The following is a 21,226-nucleotide window of genomic DNA, read 5'->3' as shown; positions in this document are numbered from 1 at the left end:
GCTCGCCGCGAGCCGGCTGACCGACGGTGACGCGGCCACGGCGGTGAGCCTGCTCGAACCGATCGCGACGGCCGGCGCGGTGCCCTCGGTGCTGTTCAGCCGCCGCCAGGCACTGGCCCGGTACGCGTCCGCGCTGCTCGGCGACGGGCAGACTGCGGCGGCGCTGGACTGGGCCCGGCAGGCGGTCGAGGCTCCGGGCGAGGACATCCGCAGCCGGGTGATCGCCGCGCGGGTGCTCGCCGAGGCGCTGGCTGCGGCGGGGCAGCCGGTGGAGGCGGCCGGGGCCGCCGAGGAGGCGGTCCGGTTGGCGTACTCGACGCAGCAGATCAGCGAGCGCGCCGCGGCGGAGGAGTTGCGGGACCGGCTGGCCCGGCCGTCGACCGGGGTAGGCGGGGTCGGGCCGTCGACCGGGGCCGCCGGGGACGGGCTGGTGGTGGTCCGGCAGCGGCTCGCCGGTGAGGTTTCGGCGCCGACCGCTCTCGCCGGGGACGGGCCGGCGTAGTCCGGCCGGCGGGCCGATGGCCGGTCCGCTGACCACCCGGGCCGGTTCTGTGGATCTTCGGGATTCCGTGCGGCGCGGGCAGCCGTCAACCTGGATCAACTGCCGTCCAGAACGCCACCGGCGCAGGCACGGAGGAGTGCAGGTGGGGCTGCCCCGTTCGGTCGCCGGCTGGACCGTCGCCGTCTTCACCGTCCGGTGCTGACCGAGGTGGCGTCCGGATGGTTCTTCGGAGTGGCCCTCTGGGAGGGTCTGGGTACGGTTGCCACCGGCGCCGGCCTCTGGTATGACCAGTGCCGCAATGGCAACCAGCCGGTAACAGCCACGGGTGCGGGGGGCTGAACCGGCTCATGTTCCCGGTATTTTCGTCTCTGTGACCGAGACCCCGCCAGGCGCGCTGCCATTGCCCGTCGTGCCCGGCCTGACGGATCTGCAGGTATTTGCCCGAGGCGGATACGCCACCGTCTACCGGGCCACCCAGCAGTCCGTGGGGCGCGAGGTCGCGGTGAAGGTCGAGAACCGCACCCTGGACAGCGAGCGGGACCAGCGCCGCTTCCTCCGGGAGGCGCGGGCGGCCGGCCGGATGTCGTCGCACCCGCACGTGGTCGACCTCTTCGACGCCGGGGTCACCGAGGACCAGCACCCCTATCTGATCATGGAGCTCTGCGACGGGTCGTACGCCGAGCGGATGCGTACCTCGCCGCTCACGCCGGCCGAGGCCCGCGACGTCGGCGTGAAGATCGCCGACGCGCTCGCCGACGCCCACCAGCTCGGGGTACTGCACCGCGACGTCAAGCCGGCCAACATCCTCTACTCCCGGTTCAACGAGCCGGCGCTGGCCGACTTCGGGCTGGCCGTACTCGCCGAGGCCCGGGACTCGGCGATCACCCTGGAGGTGCTGACCCCGGCGTACGCACCACCGGAGATGTTCCGGCACAGCCCGCCCTCGCCGGCGGTCGACGTGTACGCCCTCTGCGCCACCCTCTACGCGGTGATGCACGGCAAGCCGCCGCGCTGGCAGGCCGATCGCAACCCGGGGCTGCTCACCCTGATGGAGCTCTTCACCGAGCCGATCCCCGAGCTGCCCGGGGTGCCGGCCCCGCTGCTCGACCTGCTCCGCTACGGGATGGCCAACGACCCCGCCGACCGGCCCAGCGCCGAGCAGCTGCGGGACCTGCTCGCGGCCGTACCGCTGGATCCGCCGGCCGGGGCGTCCACACCAAACCCGACCGGAATCACCGCGGTGCCGGTGCCGGGGATGCCGGTCACCGGGATTCCGGTCTCCGGCGGGTCCTGGCCGTCCGGAGCGCTCGGCGACTCGGGTGGCCGCGTCGCCGTCTCCGGCAGCGGTGTCGCCGGCCCGGCGGGTGTCGGGACCACGTCGGCTCCCGGAGGTACGCCCTCGCCCCGCACGCCCACCTCGGGTGCGCCCGTCTCCGGCGTTCCCGCCCCCGGCGCGCCGGTCTCCGGTGTCCCGGTCTCCGGGGTCCCCGTCTCCGGGGCGCCGGCCTCGGGCGGTGCCCCGCCCACCGTCTACCTCTCGAAGTCCTATACGCCGCCACCCCGGCCCGGCACCGGGCCGCCCGAGCCGGGCGGGGAGCCCGGCGCCTCGCCGCCGAGCCGCCGCAAGCGGCGCTACTGGATCTTCGGTGGGCTGGGCGTACTGGCCCTGGTCGCCACGATCACCGGCGGTACCTGGTTCGTCGCCTCCCGAGGGGCGCCGAAGCCCTCGCCGAGCGGGCGGGCGGTGGCGACCACGGCCGGCCCGACCGCCGCCCGACCGTCGGTCGGGACCGGTGCGCTGCCCGGCTGCCGGTTGTCGCTGCCCGAGGCTGCCCGCTGCCCGACCGAGCTGGAGTGTTTCGGCCCGGTCCGGCTCCGGGGCGCGACGGCGGAGGCCAGCGCGACATCCTGCGCCGGCCGGCACACCTGGGAGTCCTACGCCGAGGGCGACCTGCCGCCCGGGCTGGACCCGACCGACCACGCGGCGGTGAAGAACGACATCACCGTTCGCCAGGTCTGCAACGCGACCATTTTCCGGCGCACCACCACGCTGCTCGACGTCGCCCCGTGGCAGTTCGAGGTACTGCCACCGAAAGCCGACGACATCGGGCGGACCTTCCGCTGCCTGGCCGGCAAGGGCGTCAACCGGCTCACCGGGCCGACCCTCACCGCGAGCTGATCTCCGCGCCCTGTTGAACACCGAAGTGGACGTTGGCGGCTACCCTCAGCTAGAACATCTCCCCCTTCCCAGAGCGGGGTCAGCCGATGACCGAGACATCGCCCGGCGGCCGGCTACGGCTGCTCGGCACGACCTTGGCGGTCGTGCTCACCCTGCTGCTCGCCGCCGGAGCGGGCTGCGACAGCCGGCGCGGTCCCGAGCCCCCCTCCGTGCAGGAGAAACTCAAACAGTCGCACATCTACGGCCAGAGCAAGCTGCGCATCGGGGTCGCCAACTACGAACCGCTGATGGGCGTACTGGACGACAGCGGCAAGTACGTCGGGTTCGACATCGACATCGCCCGGTACCTCGCGGCCTCGCTCGGCTATGCCGGCGACCAGCGGATCGAGTTCGTCCGGCTCGCCACCGAGGACCGGATCCCCGCGCTGCAGAGCGGGCAGGTCGACATGGTCGTCTCCAGCTTCTCCATCACCGAGGAGCGGCAGAAGCTGGTGAGCTTCGCCGGGCCGTACTTCGTCACCACCCAGGAGGTGCTGGTCCCGGTCGCGCTGAAGAACCGGGTCCGCACGATCGAGGACCTGCGCAGTCCCGACCTGCGGGTCTGCGTCGGCGGCGGATCGACCACCGAGGCCGAACTCGGCAGGCACGAGATCAAGACGCTGGTGGTCAAGAACGTCCACGACTGCGTTGAAGGGATCCTCGACGGCAGGTACGACGCGGTGAGTTCCGACGAGACCATCCTCGCCGGGTTCCGCTCCCGCTATCCGACCAGGTTCGAGATCGTCGACATGCCGTTCGGCACCAGCGAGCAGCTTGGCATCGGGGTGCCGATCGGCGATCCGGCACTCCGGGACCTGGTCGCCTTCTTCCTGCACAAGAGTTACCAGGAGGGGCGGGCCGGCCGGACGAGTCCGTGGCTGAGCGCGTACCACCGGCACCTGGGGCCCTGGCTCGGACCCGACCGGCAGCAGCCGCCGCCGCTGAACGTCCCGGACCTGGTGGACTTCGACGAGAAGGCGCCGGTGTGACCATCGACGCCCCGGCCACCGGCGAGCCGACCACCGGCGCCCAGGCGACCGGCGGGCCGGAGCCGGGCGTGCCGGTGGTCGCCGTCGCGGGCGACGGCGGTGACCGGGGCGGGCAGTCGGCGGCCGGGTGGCCGTCCGTCGACGTCGCGGAGCGGAAGGCCCGGGCCAGCCAGTCCTTCTGGACACTGGTCGTCGGGGTGCCGGCGATCTTCTCGGTACTCCGGCTGAGCGTGGAGGCCGGTGGCGAGTTGCAGACCACCCTGCTGCTCGTCGCCAACGTGAATCCGGTGAACCTGGCTGCCGCGCTGGTCACCACCGCCGCCCGGCTGGTCTCGGCCGGGTTGGTCGCGGTCTTCGCGATCGGCGCAGTGCTGCTGGTCAGCGCCGAGCACAACCGGGCGCACCGGATCGGCCGGCACCCGCCGATCTTCGCGCGTTGGCGGGCGATCACCCCGCCGTGGGTGGTGGTCGCCGCCTTCGCCGTCGCGCTCGCCACCTGGCCGATCCTCTACCTGCCACTGCTGCTGCCGGCGTTCGCGGCCGCGTTCCAGCTCAGCCCCGCCCGGCTCGACGAGCGGCGGATTCCCCGGCTGCTGCTTCTGGCCGCACTCCTGGTCGGCTACGCCGTGCTGATGCTGCCGACCCTCGGCGACGCGTGGCAGCAGCGGGAGGCGTTCGCGGTACTCGTGATCGCGGCCCCACCGCTGCTGGCGATGCTCGTCACCGGGCCCGTACCGGTGCTGGTGGCACGGCCGCTCGCCATGGCGGCGCAGTTGGCGGTGCTGGCGATGCTCTGCTGGGCGGCGCTGCCGGTGATCACCACTCCGGTGCTGCCGCTGACCGTCACCACGATCCGGGCCGCCGAGGACGGCACCGGCCCGCCGGCCCCGGATGTGCCCGCACCCGGCTCGGAAGGCGGAGGCGTCGAGCGGATCCGTGGGCACGTGATCACTGTGGACGACGTGAGCATGGTGATCCTGCAGGAGCGCGGCGGCGTCCGGTACGTGCCGACCGACCGGGTCGAGGCGCAGGTGCTCTGCCCGACCGAGGAGGAGTTGCCCCGCTACCGGCTGCGGGTGCACGGGTTCCACGTCGAGGACTCGCTGCTGGAGGGGATGGGCCGGCGGGTACGCCCGGTGAACCGGATCGCCGCGGAGTGCCGCACGGTCTAGTAGCTCCTCGGCTGGCCGAGGACGCGCTGTGCGACGAAGTTGAGGATCATCTCGCGGCTGACCGGGGCGATCCGGCCGGCCCGTACCGCGCCGAGCAGGGTGGCCACCCCGTAGTCGGTGGTCATCCCGTTGCCGCCGTGCACCTGGATCGCGGTGTCCACGGCCAGCGCCGCCGCCTCCGCAGAGGCGTACTTGGCGAGGTTCGCGGCGACGCCGGCCTCGACGTCACGCCCGGCGTCGTACAGGGCGGCGGCCTTGGCGATCATCAGTCGGGCCAGTTCGACCTGGACGGCGGCGTGCGCCAACGGGTGCGAGACCCCCTGGTGGGAGCCGATCGGGCGACCCCAGACCCGACGGGTGGCGGTGTAGGTGGAGGCGCGCTCGATGGCGTACCGCCCGGTGCCGGCGCCCATCGCGGCGACCGTGATCCGTTCCGGGTTGAGTCCGGCGAAGAGCGCCGGCAGCCCGGCGTCGAGGCCGCCCCGGTCGCCCGGCTCGGTCGTCCCGCCGACCAGGGCGTCGCCGGCCAGCCGTACGTCGTCGAGGTAGAGCAGCCACTGGTTCTCCGGGGAGACGATCTCCATCTCCAGTTTCGACCTGGTCAGCCCGGGGGCGTCCGTCGGGACGACGAAGAGCGCGGGTCGGAGCCGTACGCCGGCCGTCCCGGGGTCACCGCCGCCTTGATCGGTCGCGCCGTCGCCGTCGGCCGGCCCGCCGGATCCGTCGTCGGCCCGTCCGCCGGGCCCGTCGTCGGCCCGTCCGCCGGGCCCGTCGTCGGGTACCCGGGCGACGACCAGGACGTACGGCGCCTCGTCGACCCCGGAGACGAAGCACTTCCGGCCGGAGAGCAGCCAGTCCGCGCCGTCCCGGCGGGCGACGGTGCCGAGCCGGTGGAAGTTCGAGCCCGCCTCCGGTTCGGTGATCGCGAAGGCGATCTTCAGCGATCCGTCGGCGAGCCCGGGCAGGAAGGTCCGGCGCTGCTCCCCGGTGCCGTGCCGGGCGATCACCGTGCCGGCGATGGCCGGCGACACCACCAGGAGCAGCAGCGGGCAACCGGCCGCCGCCAACTCCTCGCAGACGATGGCCAGTTCGCTGATGCCGCCGCCACCGCCGCCGTACTCGGCGGGGATGTTGACCCCGAGATAGCCGAGCCGGCCGGCCTCGTCCCACAGCTCGCTGGTGTGTTCGCCCGCCCTGGCCTTGGCGACGAAGTAGTCGTGACCGTACTGCTGACCGAGCGTCCGGACGGCCTCGCGGAGCTGCCGCTGCTCGGGTGTGGAGTCGAAGTCCATGCGGGATGCCTTCCGACGACGGGAGCGGGGAACTGGCGGCGGACTACCCCGGGCCCGGGGCGGCCGCGTCGGGTTGCTCCGGCCCTGGGACGGTGGCGGGTTGTTCGGGGGTGACCACGGCGAGCATCGCACCGGTCTCCACCTGGGCGCCGGCGGTGACCGGCAGCTCGGTGACGACCCCGGTGGTCGGGGCGGTGACCGGGTGTTCGAGCTTCATCGCCTCCAGCACGAGCAGCGGCTCGCCGGCGTCGACCCGTTGCCCGGCGGTGACCAGGATCCGGCCGACCGTGCCGGGCATCGGGGCCAGCAGCGTGCCCTCGGTCAGCACGGGCGCCGGTTCGGCGTACCGGGGCAGCTCGGTCAGCGCCACCGAACCGTCCGGACCGTCCACGAAGGAGACCCCACCGACCCGGTGTACGGCGAACAGCTGCCGGACCCCGTCGACCGTCAGCACGGTGCGGGACGGTTCGGCGGCGACCAGCAGCACCTCCGGCTGCCGGTCCGGGTCGGGCTGTGCGGTGTCGGGGCGCCGGTCCGAGTGGGGCTGTCCGGTGGCGGGCTGCCCGGCGTCCGGTTGCCCGGTGTCGGGCTGGCCGGGGTGGATCGGCCGGGCAGCCCAGCTGAGCAGGGTGCCGGAGCGGTCCAGCCGGTAGTCGATCTCGACCGCGACGAGGTGATCCTGCGACCCACACACCCGTACAGGGCCGGTCGGGCCGGCGTACCCGATGGTTTGTGGCGCGCTGGGGACGTTGCGCCAGCCGGACGGCAGCGTGCCGAGCACCGGGGCGGTGGCCCGGCGTTCGGCGGCCCCGGCAAGCGCGGCGGCCAGCCCGGCCAGCCCGACCCGGTCCGGCGGGAGCAGCGGGACGAAGACCCCCGGATTCCGGTCGAGGAAAGCGGTGTCGATCTCGCCGGCCACGAACTCGGCCGAGCGCAGCACCCGGACCAGCAGATCGCGGTTGGTCGCCACGCCGTGCAGTTCGGCCCGACGCAGCGCGCCGGCCAGCGCCCGGGCCGCCTCGTCCCGGGTCGGCGCCCAGGCGATCAGCTTGGCGACCATCGAGTCGTAGTGCACCCCGACCACCGAGCCGTCCCGTACCCCGGAGTCGAGCCGCAGCCCGCGGTCGCGCCCCGGATCGGTGCCGAACTCGACGGTCACCCCCGGCACGGCGAACCGGTGCAGCGTGCCGCTGGCCGGCAGCCAGTCGGCGGCCGGGTCCTCGGCGCAGAGCCGCACCTCGATCGCGTGCCCGGTCACCGGCGGGGCGGTGGCCGGCAGCCGGCCGCCCTCGGCGACCAGCAGTTGCAGCCGGACCAGGTCGGTGCCGGTGACACACTCGGTGACCGCGTGCTCGACCTGGAGCCGGGTGTTCATCTCCAGGAAGTGGAACTCCCCGGCCGGGGTGAGCAGGAACTCGACCGTACCCACCCCGAGATAGCCGACCGCCCGGGTGGCGGCCACCGCCGCACTCTGCAGACCGGCCCGCAGCGCAGGGGTGACCGCGACCGAGGGTGCCTCCTCGACGATCTTCTGGTGCCGGCGCTGGATCGAGCACTCGCGCTCGCCGAGGCAGAGCACGGTACCGTGCGCGTCCGCGACGACCTGCACCTCGACGTGTCGGGCCCGCTCGACGTACGGCTCGACGAAGACCGTACCGTCGCCGAACGCGGCGGCGGCCTCCCGGCGGGCCGACTCGATCGCGTCGGCGAGGTCGGCCCGGTCGCGGACGATCCGCATGCCGCGCCCGCCGCCGCCGGCCGCCGCCTTGACCATTACCGGGAACGCCTCGACCCGGTCGGCGGCGGTGTACGTCGGCAGCATCGGCACCCCTGCGTCGGCGAGCAGCGCCTTCGCCTCGGTCTTGTCACCCATCGCCGCGATCGCCCCGGCGGGCGGGCCGACCCAGGTCAGCCCGGCGTCACCGACCGCGCTGGCGAAACCGGCGTGCTCGGCGAGGAAGCCGTAGCCGGGATGTACCGCGTCGGCCCCGGTGCGCCTGGCCGCCGCGACCAGCAGGTCGACCCGGAGGTACGTGTCGACCGGCGCGGCGCCCGGCAGCCTGACCGCGAGGTCGGCCTCGGCGACGTACGGCGCGTCGGCGTCCGGGTCGGAGTGCACGGCGACGGTCTCGATGCCCAGGGATCGGCAGGTGGCGAAGATCCGTCGGGCGATCTCGCCCCGGTTGGCCACCAGCAGTCTGCGGATCATCCGCAGTTCCTCCTCACCAGGGTGCCGGGTGTGCGTGGTCGTCCGGGCGGGCGCATCCGAAGCCGTCCGGCCGGGGTGCCGAGGGTGTTGCTGCCGTCGTAGTGGTGCATCAGAAGCGGAAGACGCCGAAGGTGTCGGCGCCGCGGACCGGCCCGTTGTGGACTGCGGAGAGGCAGAGCCCGAGTACGGTACGGGTGTCCCGAGGGTCGATGACGCCGTCGTCGTAGAGCCGCCCGGAGAGGTGGAGCGCGGCGGACTCCGCCTCGATCTGCTGCTCCACCATGGCCCGCATGGCGGCGTCGGAGTCCTCGTCGTACGGCCGGCCCCGGGCCTGCGCCGCCTGCCGGGCCACGATCGAGAGCACTCCGGCGAGCTGGGTCGGGCCCATCACCGCCGACCTGGCGTTCGGCCAGGTGAAGAGGAAACGTGGCTCGTACGCCCGCCCGCACATGCCGTAGTTGCCCGCACCGTACGAGGCGCCGAGGTTGACCGTCAGGTGCGGCACGGTCGAGTTCGAGACCGCGTTGATCATGAGTGCGCCGTGCTTGATGATGCCGCGCTGCTCGTACTCGGTGCCGACCATGTAGCCGGTGGTGTTCTGCAGGAACAGCAGCGGCGTGTCGGCGGCGTTGGCGAGCTGGATGAACTGGGCCGCCTTCTGCGCCTCCTCGGAGAAGAGCACTCCCTGCACGTTCGCCAGGACGCCGACCGGATAGCCGTGCAGGTTGCCCCATCCGGTGGCCAGGGCGCGGCCGTACGCCGGCTTGAACTCGTCGAACTCGGAACCGTCCAGGATCCGGGCCAGCACCTCGCGCGGGTCGAACGGCACCCGCAGGTCGCCACCGGGGATGCCGAGTAGTTCCTCGGGGTCGTACTTCGGCGGCTGCGGGACCGGCGACCGTGGCGGTGGACCGTGTTTGCGCCAGCCGAACCGGCGTACGCACTGCCGGGCCAGTCGCAGCCCGTCCCGCTCGTCCACGGCGAGGTGGTCGGCGAGCCCGGAGGTGCTGGCGTGCATGGCGGCGCCGCCGAGGGACTCGTCGTCGGCCTCCTCCCCGGTGGCCATCCTGACCAGTGGCGGCCCGGCCAGGAAGACCTTCGCCCGGTCGCGGACCATGATGGTGTGGTCGGACATCCCCGGCACGTACGCACCGCCGGCCGTGGCGGTGCCGAACACCACCGAGACGGTCGGGATCCGGGCCGCCGAGAGCCGGGTCAGGTCCCGGAAGACCCGCCCGCCGGGGATGAAGATCTCCGCCTGGCTGGGCAGGTCCGCCCCGCCGGACTCGACCAGATTGATCATCGGAAGCCGGTTCGCCAGGGCGATCTCACCGGCCCGCCGGGTCTTGCGCAGCGTGTACGGGTTGACCGCCCCGCCGCGTACCGTCGGATCGTTGGCGACGATCACGCACTCGACGCCCTCGACCACCCCGATCCCGGTGACCACGCTGGCCCCGGTCAGGAAGTCGGTGCCCCAGGCGGCGACCGGGGAGAGTTCCAGGAACGGGGCGTCCCGGTCGAGCAGCAGCTCGATCCGTTCCCGGGCCAGGAGTTTGCCCCGGCCGTGGTGCCGGGCCAGGTACTTCTCACCGCCGCCGGCCCGGGCGGCGTCCAGCGCCCTCTCCAACTCGGCCAGCCGGTCCAGCATCGCCGCCCGGTTCTCCCGGTACGCCGGAGCCGCCGGATCGACGGCGGTGCGCAGCACGCTCACGACCAGTTCCTCCCGTCCAGCGTCATCCGTCGAGCAGTTCGGCCGGCAGGTCGACGAGGCGGGCACGTAGCAGCTCGCCGAGCGCCTTGGCCTGCGGGTCGAACCGGGCCGAGCCGGCCGCGCCCGGGCGCAGCAGCCCGGTGAGCACGAAGTTGACCGCCCGCAGCCGGGGCAGGTCGTACCTTCGCACCGGCAGGGTGGCGGTCTCCGGAAGCAACGTCCGCAGCCGTTCGACGGTCAACCAGCCGTGCAGCCAGCGGTATCCGGCGTCGGACCGGGCCCACACCCCGAGGTTGGCGTCGCCGCCCTTGTCACCCGAGCGGGCGCCGACCACCGTCCCCAGCGGCGCCCGCCGGGTCGATCCGCTCCCGGCCGGTGGCCCCTCGTCCGGCTCCGGGACCGGCTCCTCACGGCGCCCTGCGGTGGCCTCGTCGTGCCGCGCTGGGGTGGCCCCGTCGTGCAATGGGGCGGTGACCGCCGGAGGTGCGATGTCGAGCCGCTCGCCGGAGGGGAGCACGGCGACCTGCCGTACACCCTCCTGGGCCACCTCCTCGACGGCGTACACCCCGTACGGGCTGGCGTCGCCGGGCGGCGTGGTCAGGGTGCAGCCGGGGTAGGAGGCCAGGGCCAGTTCGACGGCGGCGGCCGAGAAGGCCCGTCCGGCCCGCTTCGGGTCACCGTCTCTCAGGTGTACGCGCAGCAGCGCGCTCGCCGTCTCGGTGTCGGCCGCGTCCAGGTGGTCGGTACGGGCCAGCGTGAACTCCAGCCCGTCGGCGCCGACCGCGTCGGTGAGCTGGGCCCGGACCAGCGCCGCCTTCGCCTCGATGTCGAGTCCACAAAGGACGAATGTCATCGAGTTGCGGAACCCGCCCAGCCGGGTGATCCCGACCTTGAGGGTGGGCGGCGGAGCAGTGCCGCGCGCCCCGCTGACGCGTACCCGGTCCGGCCCGGCGTCGGTCAGGACGACCGTGTCGAGTCGGGTCACCACGTCCGGACCGAGATAGTCGGGGCCGGCGATCTCGTACAGCAGTTGTGCGGTGACGGTCTCCCGGGTGACCGCGCCCCCGGTGCCCGGATGCTTGGTGAGCACCGCCGAGCCGTCCCGGTGCAGTTCGGCGAGGGGGAAGCCGGGGCGGCGCCCGCCGTCGGGCAACTCGGTGAAGAAGCTGAAGTTGCCGCCGCTGACCTGCGCGCCGCACTCCAGCAGGTGGCCGGCGACGGTCGCTCCGGCCAGGGCGTCGAGGTCGGTTCGGGTCCAGCCGAAGTGCGCGATCGCCGGACCGACCGCCAGCGAGGCATCGGTGACCCGCCCGGTGACCACCACGTCCGCCCCGGCATCGAGGCAGGCGGCGATGCCGAACGCCCCCAGGTACGCGTTCGCGGTCAGCGTGCCCGGCCGGTCCAGCGCGTCGCCCTCGACGTACCCGATCCGGCACGGCAGCCCGAGCCGGTCGGCGAGGGTACGCAGCGCGGTGGCCAACCCGGCCGGATGCAGTCCGCCCGCGTTGGTCACGATCCGTACGCCCCGGTCGAGCGCATCGCCGAGGCAGGGTTCGAGCTGCCGGAGGAAGGTGCGGGCGTACCCGAGATCGGGGTCGCGGTGCCGGTCCCGGCCCAGGATCAGCATGGTCAGCTCGGCCAGGTAGTCGCCGGTCAGCACGTCGAGGTCGCCGCCGTCGAGCATCTCCCGCCAGGCGCTGGACCGGTCGCCGTAGAACCCGGAGGCGTTGCCGATCCGCAGCAGGTCCGGGCTGGCGCCGATCACGGCGTCGCGGCAGGGCGCCGCCCCTCGGCGGGTTGCCGGCCCGGGCCCGGTGGGCCGGCGAAGACCTGGGCGATGCCGAGCCACTCGGTGGCGACCGGCCCGACCGCGACGAGCGCCAGGTCGGTGTGGTGTCGCCGCTGGGTGACCAGCAGGCAGAAGTCCAGCGCCGGCCCGGAGACCCGGTCCGCCGCGTCCGCCGGCCCGAACTGCCAGGACTCACCGTCGGGGCCGGCCAGCTCGACCCGGACGGGTGAGTCGGGAACCGGTCGGCCGTGGCTGGCGAAGGCGTGTCCGACGGTACGGGCGCCGAGGTAGGCGACGTGCCGGAGCCGCGCGGTCGGGGTACGGGTGACGCCGAGCGCGTCGGCGACGTCCTCGCCGTGCGCCCAGGTTTCCATGATCCGGGCGGTGGCCATCGAGGTGGCCGACATCCGGGTCCCGTACCAGGGCAGCTTCACCCCGGACGGGACGCCGCGCAGCGCCCGGTCCAGGGCCGCCCGGCTGGCCCGCCACCGGTCCAGCAGTCCGGGTGCGGGCGCCAGAAACTCGGTGGCGCCCCGGTCGATGAACCCGTGCGGATCGCTCGCCGCGTGCCGGATCGACTCGGCGAACGCGTCGGCGTCGGTGGCGGCCAGCGTGGCGACGTGGTCGGTCCAGGCGAGGTGTGCGATCTGGTGGGCGATGGTCCAACCCGGTGCGGGGGTGGGGCGGGCCCAGTCCGCCTCGGGCAGCTCCACGACCAGCGTCTCCAGTGCCGCCGACTCGGCGGCCAGGTCCGTCAGCAGGCTGTCCAGGTCGACCATGCGTGGGCTCCTCGCGGCCGGTTGCGGTAGGGGTACGGGTCACGGTTGCGGTACGGGTCGGTGGCGTGCGGTGGCGACGATCGAGGCGAGTTGCCGTTTCCAGGTGTCGAGCAGGGCGGCGCGCCGGGCCGAGTCGTCGGAGAGCAGGTTGGCCACCCCGAGTCCACGGAGCAGGTCGAGGGTCACCTGGACCGCCTCCCGTACCCCCGGTTGCCGTTCGTCGGCGCCGAGCAGGTCGACGGTGAGTTTGTGCATTTCGCGGCCGACCCGAGCCTCCAGCGGCACCAACGCGTCCCGCAGCTCCGGATCGGTCCGGCCGGCCACCCACAGCTCCAGGGCGGCGACGAAGAGCGGGCCGGTGAAGGCGGCGGCCAGCATGTCGACCACCCGGTCGAGTCGCTCGGGTCCGGCCGGCAGGGCGGCCGCCTCGGCGCGGATCTCCGCCGCCCGTCGCTCGGCCAGATGCTCGACGGCGGCCATCACCAGGGTGCTCTTGGTGGGGTAGTGGTGCAGTTGGGCGCCCCGGGAGACGCCGGCCCGGGCCGCCACCACCGTGGTGGTGGTGCCGGACCAGCCCCGCTCGACCAGGCACTCCACAGTGGCCTCCAGCACCCGGGCCTGGGTGGCTCGGCTGCGGTCCCGTTGCGGGGTACGGCTCGATGCGGCTTGCGGGGTACGGCTCGGCGCGGCGGCGGACACGGTGCCAGCCTGCCGCCCAACAAACAAACAGTCAAGACTGCTTGTTTCTCGTCGCCGGACGGGGGCTGACTGTCCGGGGCGGTCGGCACCGGTCGACCGCCCGACACGTCACCGAGCGGGGTGGGCCGACCACCACGTCGAGTCCGTGACCGTGCCGTTTCGCTGCGTGTGGTCGCAGCGTGTACCGTCCGAATTGGCGGCCTGCCGGATTCTGGCGGTAGAACTGCCGCCCAGTCCCATCCGGGGGAGGGTTTCAGCAGATGCCTGCCAGGATCGGCGACGACATCTTCATCGGCGAGCAGGTCGCCTACTGGCGGAAGCGCCGGGGTAGGACGCAGCGTGCTCTGGCCGGGCTGGCTGGCCTGAGTCAGCCGTACCTGAGCCAGATCGAGCGCGGTGAGCGGGCTGTCGACCGTCGTGCCACCCTCGTCGCCCTGGCCGGCGCGCTCAGCCTCTCTGTCTCAGAGCTGACCGGTCAGCCCGGCGACCCGACCGCACCGGCAAAGGCGACGGCTGCCGCCAGTGTTCCGGCGATCCGCGAGACGCTGATCAGGCGAGAGGTGGGCGAGACCCGTCCGCCTGAGGGCAGCGTCGAGAGGTTGATGGCGGCCGGCGGCGCGTACGACTTCGCCGCCGCCGCTCCCATGCTGCCCGCCTTGCTCGGTGGGCTGACCGGTCCGGATCTCGTCCAGGTGTGTCATGTAGCGGTGTTCACGCTCAAGCACCTCGGCTACCCGGATCTCGCCCGGGACGCCGCTCGGCTCGCGGTGCGGGCGGCCGAGGAGGTACAGAAGCCGGCGTGGATAGGGGTTGCCGAATTCATCCGAATTCTGAGCCTGCCGCCCGAGTTGCCCACCATGCCCACCGCCCGCGCGCAGCGGATGGCGGTGAACCTGCAACCGGACACCGGCGATCCGGAGGTACGCCAGGTCTACGGAATGCTGCACCTCTATGCCGCGCTGCGGTCGGCGGTCGACCGGCGTCCGGACGATGCCCTGGACCACCTCCGGGAGGCGCAGGACGCTGCCGACTCGCTCGGCGAGCCGGACAACCTGGGACTGGCCCGATTCGCGTTCGGACCGACAAATGTCGGGATCTGGCGGCTGGCTGTGCAACTCGAACTCGGAGAATCGGCGCTGGCTGTCGAACGCGCCGCATCTGTCGTGCCGGAGCGGATTCCGTTGGCGATTCGCCAGGCACCCTTCTACCTGGACCTCGGGCAGGCTCTCGTGGCTCAGCGACGCGACGGTGCGGCCATGGCAGCGTTCCTGCGTGCCGAGGCCATAGCGCCACAGTTCGTCCGACTCCGCCCCACCGTTCGGGACAGCATCGCCGTGATCCTCCGCCGGACGAGAAAGAACGCGATCAGCGGGCCGATGCGCCGGGTAGCCGCGATTGTCGGGCTGGAACATCAACTCGTCTGATTGCACGACGCAATCAACCTTCGTCACACCTCGCCTACCTTCTGTCACGGAAGTGCGTGGCGACCCCCGTCGGCAAACGGTCCCGGCCGCACGTCGCTTCCGATGCGCAGGTGCGGGACCAGCTTCCCCTTCTGGCCCGCACCTGTCCGAACGGGTGCGGCGGTCGGTGCCGTGTGGGGCCCGGCCGCCGTGCCTCCGAGACACTGCGGGCGAGGAGATCATCATGCGTGGATGGCGGTGGACTCGACGGTCCGACCCGATGCCGGACCAGGTCGGACCGGCGACGGCGTACCCCGACCAGCGGGGTGGCTACGCCGAAGGCGCCGCCCCCGTCGAGCAACAGGCGGCGGATCGGCAGGCAGTGGATCGGCAGGCGGCTCCGACCGCCGGTGGGCAGGTCGACGGGTCGGCGAGGACCGGTGGGTACAGCCGGCGACGCGGCTACCGCCGCGACGGCATCGGCCGATGACAGGCCACGCCGGACGGGCTGCCGGTCGCGGATTGGTGATCGCCCGGACCGTCGTCGCGATGCGCCGGGCCGTCGAACGATGCTGGTACTCCTCGCCCGGCGGTGCGGCGGAGTGCGTACTGCTGGAGTGGGCGGCCCGGCGTGCCACCCGGCGCACCCTGACGCTCGCCGCCCGGCGGACCGTCGCCGCACACTGGCCCAGCGCCGAGGGCGGTTGCCCGGTCTGTGTGCTGCCGGACTGCCAGGCGTTCCGGACCGCAGTGGCGTACCTCGATCTGATCGGCGACGACTACCTCCCGGTTCACCAGGGCGGTTCGGCGGCCCGGTACGGCTCCGCCGGCAGCGGCCTGTCCAGTAGGAACGCGAGGATCGCCTCCCGATAGCGCTCTGGCTGGTCGACCGCGATGCTGTGCCCGGCTCCGTCGATCGGTACGAGAACGGCGCCGGGCAGAAGGTCCCGGTACTCCCGAGTGACGGCCCAGGCGAGGTAGTCGCACTCCCCCCGGAGCACGAGCACCGGTGCGGTCACCTGGCGCAGCCGTGGCCGAGGATCAGGAACCCGCTGGCTGTCGTAGACGGTGGCGGCGTTGGCCCAGAACCCGAAACCGACCGGTTCGGGATCGTCCGGCTCTGCTGCCGACGACCTCGGGGCGGTGCAGCCGGGCCGCATGTCGATGTCGGCGACGATGGCCTGGTACACGCCGTCCATGGCGGCGTCGGGGAGCAGCACCCGGGCCGGCTGCGGGCCGATCATCTGCATCAGCGCGTGCGCGAGCGCGAATCGCGGCTGGCTGGTGATGATCCGGCTCTGGTCCCGGTACCCGGCCTCGGTCAGCCGTTCGGCATCGCTGAACGCCGGTGCCCAGATGGCTCCGGGGGAGGAGACGACGGCCTTCGCCACCCGGGTGGGGTGGGCGGCCAGGTAGCTCGCGATGAGCTGGCCACCCCAGGAGGCGCCGATCAGCACCATCCGTTCGACGCCGAGCGTGCCGCGGATCGCCTCCAGATCGGCGACGTGCCGGGCGACGGTGTAGCCGGAGGCGTCGGCCAGCCGCTCGGACAGGCCGGCGCCGATCTGGTGGTAGGCGTACACGTCGAAGCCGGCCGTCGCGAGCGCGGCGGCCGGTTCCGGAGCGGGTTCGTCGGGCGCGCCGGGTCCACCGTGGAGCAAAATCACGGGCGTGGCCCGCGCCGTCCCGAGCGCGGCGGTTTTCGTGTACGCGATCCGCGAACCGGTCGGCAGATCCCAGTACCGCACGGCCGGAGACCCCGGATACGCGGTGTACGGCGGTGCGGGCGCGTAGACGAGCGTTCCCACCACGGCCGCCACCAGCCCGAATGTCAGGGCGGTGACGGCGATGGTGAGTCCGGTCCGCCAGCGGACACCCCGGACCGCCCACCACGCCAACGCACCCGTGCAGAGCCCGAGCGCGAGTGCCCCGGCGACCGTGGCGACTGTCCGCTGCTCGGTCGCCGCGACGGTCAGCACCAGGGTCACGATCCCCGCGACGGCGCCGATCGGGGCAGCCGCGACGAACACCAGCCAGCGGGCGATTCTTCGGACGGTCACGGCTCGGCCCGCCGGACGACCCGGGTACCGGCCACGTAGTCGAAGAGCCGGCGCGGGCGATTCGCCAGGAACGGGACCCAATCCAACCAGGCCAACGGGCCGAGCAGGAAGCTGACCCGCCGGACGATCCCGGTCAGCGCGCCGATGCGCAGGCCAGCCTCGGTCACCACGCACAGGCCGGCCAGCCGCTTGCCCGGGGTGGACCCGGTCCGGCTCTCGATAAGGCCCAGCCCGAGGATCGACCAGGCGAGCGCGAGCGGGACACCGACGCTGTAGAGCAGACCCGCACCGTCGTACGCCCCGCAGCCGGGACCCACCGGGCCGCTGAGGCAGACGGAATCCCCGAACTGGACGTACGCGTACGGCGGGAACGCCCCGAACGCGCCACCGCCGTCGAGCAGATCCAGTACGAACAGTGCCACGGCAACCCCGACCAGCGGCAGATTGTCTACCAGCGCCGCCACCAGGCGTTGCCCCATCGGGGCGGGCGGCAGCGGTCTGGCCAGCGCGAACGACGCGGCGGCCGTTGCGGGGGTGCCGAGCCGGCCGAGGGCGTCGGACAGCTCGCCGGCGTTCGCGGCGCCGTCGAGATGATCGAGCAGCTCCGCGCGGATCGCGGCCCTGTACGGCGCGGAACCGACCAGATGGTGCTCGACCCGGTCCGCGTACGCTTCGATCGCCTGCCGATCGTCGGTCATGTCGCATCCGTTTCCGCGCCGCCGGAAGCGCCGTCGTGATTCAACGCGTCGAGCGAGTCGAGGAGGCCGCCGAGCGCGCCGACCAGCCCGCTCCATTCGGTACGCAGCAGTTTCAGCCGCTCCCGCCCGGCGGCGGAGAGGGCGTAGTACTTGCGTGGCCGCTGCCGGCCCTCGGCCTCCCACTCGGCCGTGATGTGTCCGGCGTCCTCCAGGCGGTGCAGCAGCGGATAGAGCGTGCCCTCCTTGAGTTCGAGCACGCCGGCTCCGGCGCTCTGCAACAGCTTCAACAGCTCGTATCCGTAGCGCCGTTCGGAGGAGAGCACCGAGAGGACCGCCAGCTCTGCGGTGCCCCGGGCCAGCTCACGCCGCAGCCGGGCGAGGCCGGCGACCTCGTCGCCCGGCCCCGCCACCCCCTCGTTCGGCACGACACCAAATTACAACCCGATACCTCGGACGACAAGGTATAGGTGACGGCCGGAAACAGCCGGTGCAAGGAGCAAGCCACCACAAAACCGAAACGACCCGCCCCACCGACCGATCAGCGTCGGCGGTGGGGCGGGTTCGAACGGCGTGCGCGCGGGTGCTCAGACCACCGGGCGCGGTGCTCAGACGCGGGCGCGGCGGGCGAGTCGCTCCGGGTCGAGGATGATGATGCTCTTGCCGTCCAGGCGCAGCCAGCCCCGGGAGGCGAAGTCGGCGAGTGCCTTGTTGACGGTCTCCCGGGAGGCGCCGACGAGCTGGGCGATCTCCTCCTGGGTCAGGTCGTGGGTGACCCGGAGTATCCCGCCGTCCCGGGTGCCGAACCGGCCCGCCATCTGGAGCAGGTTCTTCGCCACCCGACCGGGCACGTCGGTGAAGATCAGGTCGGCCAGGTTGTCGTTCGTCCGGCGCAGCCTGCGGGCGAGCACCCGGAGCAACTGCTCGGCGATCTCCGGTCGGTTGTTCAGCCACGGACGCAGCGCCTGCTTGCGCAGCCGGGCGAGCCGGGTGTCGATCACGGCGGTGGCGGTCGCCGTACGCGGGCCGGGGTCGAAGAGCGAGAGCTCGCCGACCATGTCGGACGGGCCCATCACGGCAATCAGGTTCTGCCGGCCGTCGGCGGCCCGGCGACCGACCTTGATCTTGCCGCTCAGGACGATATAAAGACTGTCGCCCGGTTCGCCCTCGTTGAAGACGATCTCGCCCTTACGGATCTCGATCGTTTCCATGTCCTTCGCGAGTGCCTCGGCAGCCTCGGGGTCCACGCCCTGGAAGATCCCGCTCCGAGCCAACACCTCGTCCATCGCGCACCTCCGCCCACGCGAGCCGCCCGCGGCCGGGTTCCGGCCGGTGATCGGCGCGCGCCGCCAAGTCTAGGCGCATGTGAAGAGTAATCGGAGGAGCCCCCTGGAATCTTGATCCGGCTCGGGCCCAGTTAACCCCGGATGACCAGGGGGTACGCCCGGTTTGGCGGCTCCTGTCTCCACTCGGCCGCCGTACCTGCCGCGCCCGCCCGTACCCAACATCCCGCACCCGCACCGCCACCCGGCCGAATGCCATGATCGTCCAGCGCGGCGACCTGGACACCAGAGGCGTTATCCGTGCCCGGTGACGCCTCTGGTGTCCAGGTGAACGAAATGCATGCGGTTGTCGACCGGTGTGGCGGTGGGTGGCTGGTGTGGCGGTGGGTGGCTGGTGTGGCGGTGGGTGGCCGGGGTGGCGGTGGGGTTGGCCGGTCGGGCGCCCGAGGAGGGAGAGGTCCGGGACCGGACCGTAGAGTCGGCCGGTGCTTGGCGAACCGGAGCTGACCTACCGATCCGAGGACGGGCGCGACCTTCCGCTGCTGGTCTGGCGCTCCCACCGACCGGCGCTGGCGATCAGCTCCGGCCCGCTCGGCGGCGGGATCGGGGTACGGCACTGGGTGGTCAACGCAACCGTGCCGATGTCGTACCGTCGGGACGACCCGGATGCCCACCTCGGCGAGCTGGCCGACCGGCTCGGCCTGCGCGGACCCGGGGTCGGGCTGCTCACCGGCGTCGACGTGGCCGAGGTGGTGACCGCCGACGACGACGGTGTCCGGATCTGGGCCACCGTCGGCCTCGGCGCCCCGATCTGGGCGGCGCATGTCGATCCCGTGGGCTCCGTCGATCCGGTGAGTGCCGTGGGCACGGTCAACGTCGTCGCGCTGTTGCCGGAGCGCCTGGGTGATGCCGCCCTGGTCAACGCCGTCGCGACGATCACCGAGGCAAAGGCGCAGGCGCTGCGCGAGCTGGGCCTGGCGGCCACCGGCACCGCCACCGACGCGGTTACCGTGCTCTGCCCGCCGGACGGTCCCGCCGCCCCGTACGGCGGCCCACGGTCGCGCTGGGGAGCCCCGCTGGCCCGCGCCGCCTGCCGGGCGGTACGCGAGGGTGGTGCTCGAAGGTGACCGGGGGAGGCCCCCTCCTGGCGGCGCGGCAACATCGGCCGGTCGACGGTCGCCCCGGTCGCCCGAGCCCGGTACTGTCACCGAGCGATGTACGAGACCGAGCCGACCAGACCCAGGTCCCGCCGGGCGCCCCGCAGCGCCGGCCGGACCGCCCTCGTCGTCACCGCCGTCCTCGCCGTGCTCCTCGGGGTGGGTGTGGCGGGAGTGGCCGCCTTCGACATGCTCGGTGGCGACGACCCGGCCGGGCCGCAGGCCGCGCCGAGCGCCACCGGCCCCGCCTCGGCCGACCCGTCCCCGACGGGCGAACCGGAGCCAAAGGTCATCTCCATGTCCGCCACCGGCGACATCGTGATGGGCAATGCCCCCGGTCGGCTGCCGGCCAACGGAGGCAAGGGCTTCTTCGACTCGGTCCAGAAGGCGCTCGCCGCCGACCTGGTGATGGGCAACCTCGAAGAGCCGTTGACCGATGACACCGGCACCTCCAAGTGCGGCGCCAACTCGACCCGCTGCCACCAGTTCCGGGCCCCGCCGTCCTATGCGGCGCACCTCAAGGCGGCCGGCTTCGAGCTGCTCAACCAGGCCAACAACCACGGGTACGACTACGGCGAGGCCGGCTACGAGAACACCCAGGAGGCGCTGGAGAAGTACGGCCTCCAGCACACCGGCGCGCCCGACCAGATCACCGTGGTCGACGTCGAGGGGGTCAAGGTGGCGGTGGCCGGCTTCTCGTCGTACCGCTGGTCCAACAGCCTGACCAACATCAGCTCGGCGAAGAAGGTGATCCAGAAGGCCGCCGGCATGGCGGACCTGGTGGTCGTGCAGGTGCACATGGGCGGCGAGGGCTCGGACAAGACCCGGGTCCGGCCCGGCACCGAGATGTTCCTGGGCGAGAACCGGGGCGACCCGATCAAGTTCTCGCACTCGATGATCGACGCCGGTGCCGACCTGGTGGTCGGGCACGGGCCGCACGTGATGCGGGCGCTGGAGTTCTACAAGGGCCGGCTGATCGCTTACAGCCTCGGCAACTTCGCCGGTGGCGGGGGGACGCTCAGCAACAATGGCCGACTCGGCTGGGGAGGCATACTCAAGGTCTCGCTGACCGCCGAGGGCGAGTGGATGGGCGGGCAGCTCGTCTCGACGTACATGAATGGCGCGGGCAAGCCGACGATGGACTCGCAGCGGCGGGCCGCCGGTCTCGTCCGGGACCTGTGCAGATCCGACTTTCCCAAGACCGGCGCACGGGTCGCCGCAGACGGCAAGATCACCCCGCCGGCCGCCGCCAGCTGAGTGGGCTGTCC

Annotated in this window: 18 protein-coding genes; 8 read left to right on the top strand and 10 right to left on the bottom strand. The window is 72.9% G+C overall.

All coding sequences use genetic code 11. From position 1 onward, the window contains the following. The first annotated feature begins 911 nt into the window (after positions 1-911). The 3 genes from EV371_RS34880 to EV371_RS32725 all read left to right on the top strand — a co-directional run bounded on the left by EV371_RS34880 (position 912) and on the right by EV371_RS32725 (position 4,881). Positions 912-2,681 carry a protein kinase domain-containing protein gene (locus tag EV371_RS34880; protein WP_349340262.1) on the top strand — a complete coding sequence of 590 codons (1,770 nt, stop codon included), beginning with the start codon at positions 912-914 and terminating at the stop codon, positions 2,679-2,681. An 86-nt stretch (positions 2,682-2,767) separates the two neighbouring features. Continuing rightward, positions 2,768-3,709, top strand: coding sequence for a transporter substrate-binding domain-containing protein (locus tag EV371_RS32730; RefSeq protein ID WP_130465459.1), 942 nt, complete (start codon positions 2,768-2,770; stop codon positions 3,707-3,709). Continuing rightward, positions 3,706-4,881, top strand: coding sequence for a hypothetical protein (locus EV371_RS32725; protein WP_130465458.1), 1,176 nt, complete (start codon positions 3,706-3,708; stop codon positions 4,879-4,881). The genes EV371_RS32730 and EV371_RS32725 overlap by 4 nt, the downstream gene beginning before the upstream one ends. On the opposite strand, the gene EV371_RS32720 is transcribed toward EV371_RS32725, so the two are convergent. The 6 genes from EV371_RS32720 to EV371_RS32695 form a co-directional block, all read right to left on the bottom strand. Then, positions 4,878-6,173, bottom strand: coding sequence for an acyl-CoA dehydrogenase family protein (locus tag EV371_RS32720; protein WP_130465457.1), 1,296 nt, complete (start codon positions 6,171-6,173; stop codon positions 4,878-4,880). The two genes, EV371_RS32725 and EV371_RS32720, sit on opposite strands and share 4 nt — an antisense overlap. A 43-nt stretch (positions 6,174-6,216) precedes the next feature. Further along, a complete protein-coding gene (locus EV371_RS32715; RefSeq protein ID WP_130465456.1) occupies positions 6,217-8,382 on the bottom strand; it encodes an ATP-binding protein in 2,166 nt (721 codons plus the stop codon). 109 nt (positions 8,383-8,491) lie between these two features. Beyond that, positions 8,492-10,030 carry an acyl-CoA carboxylase subunit beta gene (locus tag EV371_RS32710; RefSeq protein ID WP_486484997.1) on the bottom strand — a complete coding sequence of 513 codons (1,539 nt, stop codon included), beginning with the start codon at positions 10,028-10,030 and terminating at the stop codon, positions 8,492-8,494. An 85-nt stretch (positions 10,031-10,115) separates the two neighbouring features. Further along, the gene (locus tag EV371_RS32705) at positions 10,116-11,777 is read right to left on the bottom strand and encodes an acyclic terpene utilization AtuA family protein (protein WP_486484996.1); all 1,662 of its coding nucleotides are present in this window, start codon (positions 11,775-11,777) and stop codon (positions 10,116-10,118) included. 77 nt (positions 11,778-11,854) lie between these two features. Then, on the bottom strand, positions 11,855-12,661 hold the full coding sequence (locus EV371_RS32700; RefSeq protein WP_130465453.1) for a TIGR03084 family metal-binding protein: 807 nt from the start codon (positions 12,659-12,661) through the stop codon (positions 11,855-11,857). 39 nt (positions 12,662-12,700) lie between these two features. After that, positions 12,701-13,360 carry a TetR/AcrR family transcriptional regulator gene (locus EV371_RS32695; RefSeq protein ID WP_130465452.1) on the bottom strand — a complete coding sequence of 220 codons (660 nt, stop codon included), beginning with the start codon at positions 13,358-13,360 and terminating at the stop codon, positions 12,701-12,703. 260 nt (positions 13,361-13,620) lie between these two features. On the opposite strand from EV371_RS32695, the gene EV371_RS32690 reads away from it, so the two are divergent. From EV371_RS32690 to EV371_RS32680, 3 genes are all read left to right on the top strand, one after another. Beyond that, complete coding sequence (locus tag EV371_RS32690) at positions 13,621-14,784, top strand: helix-turn-helix domain-containing protein (protein WP_130465451.1); 1,164 nt, start codon at positions 13,621-13,623, stop codon at positions 14,782-14,784. Between the two features lie 223 nt (positions 14,785-15,007). After that, complete coding sequence (locus tag EV371_RS32685) at positions 15,008-15,253, top strand: hypothetical protein (RefSeq protein WP_130465450.1); 246 nt, start codon at positions 15,008-15,010, stop codon at positions 15,251-15,253. Continuing rightward, a complete protein-coding gene (locus tag EV371_RS32680) occupies positions 15,250-15,636 on the top strand; it encodes a hypothetical protein (RefSeq protein WP_130465449.1) in 387 nt (128 codons plus the stop codon). Before EV371_RS32685 ends, EV371_RS32680 begins: the two co-directional genes overlap by 4 nt. Here the strand turns inward: EV371_RS32680 and EV371_RS32675 are convergent. The 4 genes from EV371_RS32675 to EV371_RS32660 all read right to left on the bottom strand — a co-directional run bounded on the left by EV371_RS32675 (position 15,555) and on the right by EV371_RS32660 (position 18,804). After that, complete coding sequence (locus EV371_RS32675) at positions 15,555-16,823, bottom strand: alpha/beta fold hydrolase (RefSeq protein WP_165436893.1); 1,269 nt, start codon at positions 16,821-16,823, stop codon at positions 15,555-15,557. The genes EV371_RS32680 and EV371_RS32675 overlap by 82 nt on opposite strands. Next, the gene (locus EV371_RS32670; RefSeq protein ID WP_165436892.1) at positions 16,820-17,521 is read right to left on the bottom strand and encodes an RDD family protein; all 702 of its coding nucleotides are present in this window, start codon (positions 17,519-17,521) and stop codon (positions 16,820-16,822) included. The genes EV371_RS32675 and EV371_RS32670 overlap by 4 nt, the downstream gene beginning before the upstream one ends. After that, positions 17,518-17,946, bottom strand: a complete 429-nt coding sequence (locus EV371_RS32665; protein ID WP_486484888.1) for a PadR family transcriptional regulator — start codon at positions 17,944-17,946, stop codon at positions 17,518-17,520. Before EV371_RS32665 ends, EV371_RS32670 begins: the two co-directional genes overlap by 4 nt. A 180-nt stretch (positions 17,947-18,126) precedes the next feature. Beyond that, positions 18,127-18,804, bottom strand: a complete 678-nt coding sequence (locus tag EV371_RS32660) for a cyclic nucleotide-binding domain-containing protein (RefSeq protein ID WP_130465446.1) — start codon at positions 18,802-18,804, stop codon at positions 18,127-18,129. Positions 18,805-19,286: 482 nt separating this feature from the next. Here EV371_RS32660 and EV371_RS32655 point away from each other — a divergent pair, with 482 nt between their 5' ends. Then, complete coding sequence (locus EV371_RS32655; protein ID WP_130465445.1) at positions 19,287-19,928, top strand: adenosylcobinamide amidohydrolase; 642 nt, start codon at positions 19,287-19,289, stop codon at positions 19,926-19,928. A gap of 87 nt (positions 19,929-20,015) precedes the next feature. Continuing rightward, on the top strand, positions 20,016-21,215 hold the full coding sequence (locus EV371_RS32650) for a CapA family protein (protein ID WP_130465444.1): 1,200 nt from the start codon (positions 20,016-20,018) through the stop codon (positions 21,213-21,215). Positions 21,216-21,226: the final 11 nt, after the last annotated feature.

The organism is Plantactinospora sp. CNZ321, assembly GCF_004217235.1.
Note: the sequence above shows the minus strand (reverse complement) of the source record. Positions and strands in the feature narration are given on the sequence as shown.

What these genes read in the sequence shown, in the direction of transcription:
- EV371_RS32730 (WP_130465459.1), top strand. Translation starts at nt 2,768, where the DNA reads ATGACCGAGACATCGCCCGGCGGCCGGCTACGGCTGCTCGGCACGACC.
- EV371_RS32720 (WP_130465457.1), bottom strand. Translation starts at nt 6,173, where the DNA reads ATGGACTTCGACTCCACACCCGAGCAGCGGCAGCTCCGCGAGGCCGTC.
- EV371_RS32715 (WP_130465456.1), bottom strand. Translation starts at nt 8,382, where the DNA reads ATGATCCGCAGACTGCTGGTGGCCAACCGGGGCGAGATCGCCCGACGG.
- EV371_RS32710 (WP_486484997.1), bottom strand. Translation starts at nt 10,030, where the DNA reads ATGCTGGACCGGCTGGCCGAGTTGGAGAGGGCGCTGGACGCCGCCCGG.
- EV371_RS32705 (WP_486484996.1), bottom strand. Translation starts at nt 11,777, where the DNA reads ATGCTCGACGGCGGCGACCTCGACGTGCTGACCGGCGACTACCTGGCC.
- EV371_RS32700 (WP_130465453.1), bottom strand. Translation starts at nt 12,661, where the DNA reads ATGGTCGACCTGGACAGCCTGCTGACGGACCTGGCCGCCGAGTCGGCG.
- EV371_RS32690 (WP_130465451.1), top strand. Translation starts at nt 13,621, where the DNA reads ATGCCTGCCAGGATCGGCGACGACATCTTCATCGGCGAGCAGGTCGCC.
- EV371_RS32685 (WP_130465450.1), top strand. Translation starts at nt 15,008, where the DNA reads ATGCGTGGATGGCGGTGGACTCGACGGTCCGACCCGATGCCGGACCAG.
- EV371_RS32680 (WP_130465449.1), top strand. Translation starts at nt 15,250, where the DNA reads ATGACAGGCCACGCCGGACGGGCTGCCGGTCGCGGATTGGTGATCGCC.
- EV371_RS32670 (WP_165436892.1), bottom strand. Translation starts at nt 17,521, where the DNA reads ATGACCGACGATCGGCAGGCGATCGAAGCGTACGCGGACCGGGTCGAG.
- EV371_RS32660 (WP_130465446.1), bottom strand. Translation starts at nt 18,804, where the DNA reads ATGGACGAGGTGTTGGCTCGGAGCGGGATCTTCCAGGGCGTGGACCCC.
- EV371_RS32650 (WP_130465444.1), top strand. Translation starts at nt 20,016, where the DNA reads ATGTACGAGACCGAGCCGACCAGACCCAGGTCCCGCCGGGCGCCCCGC.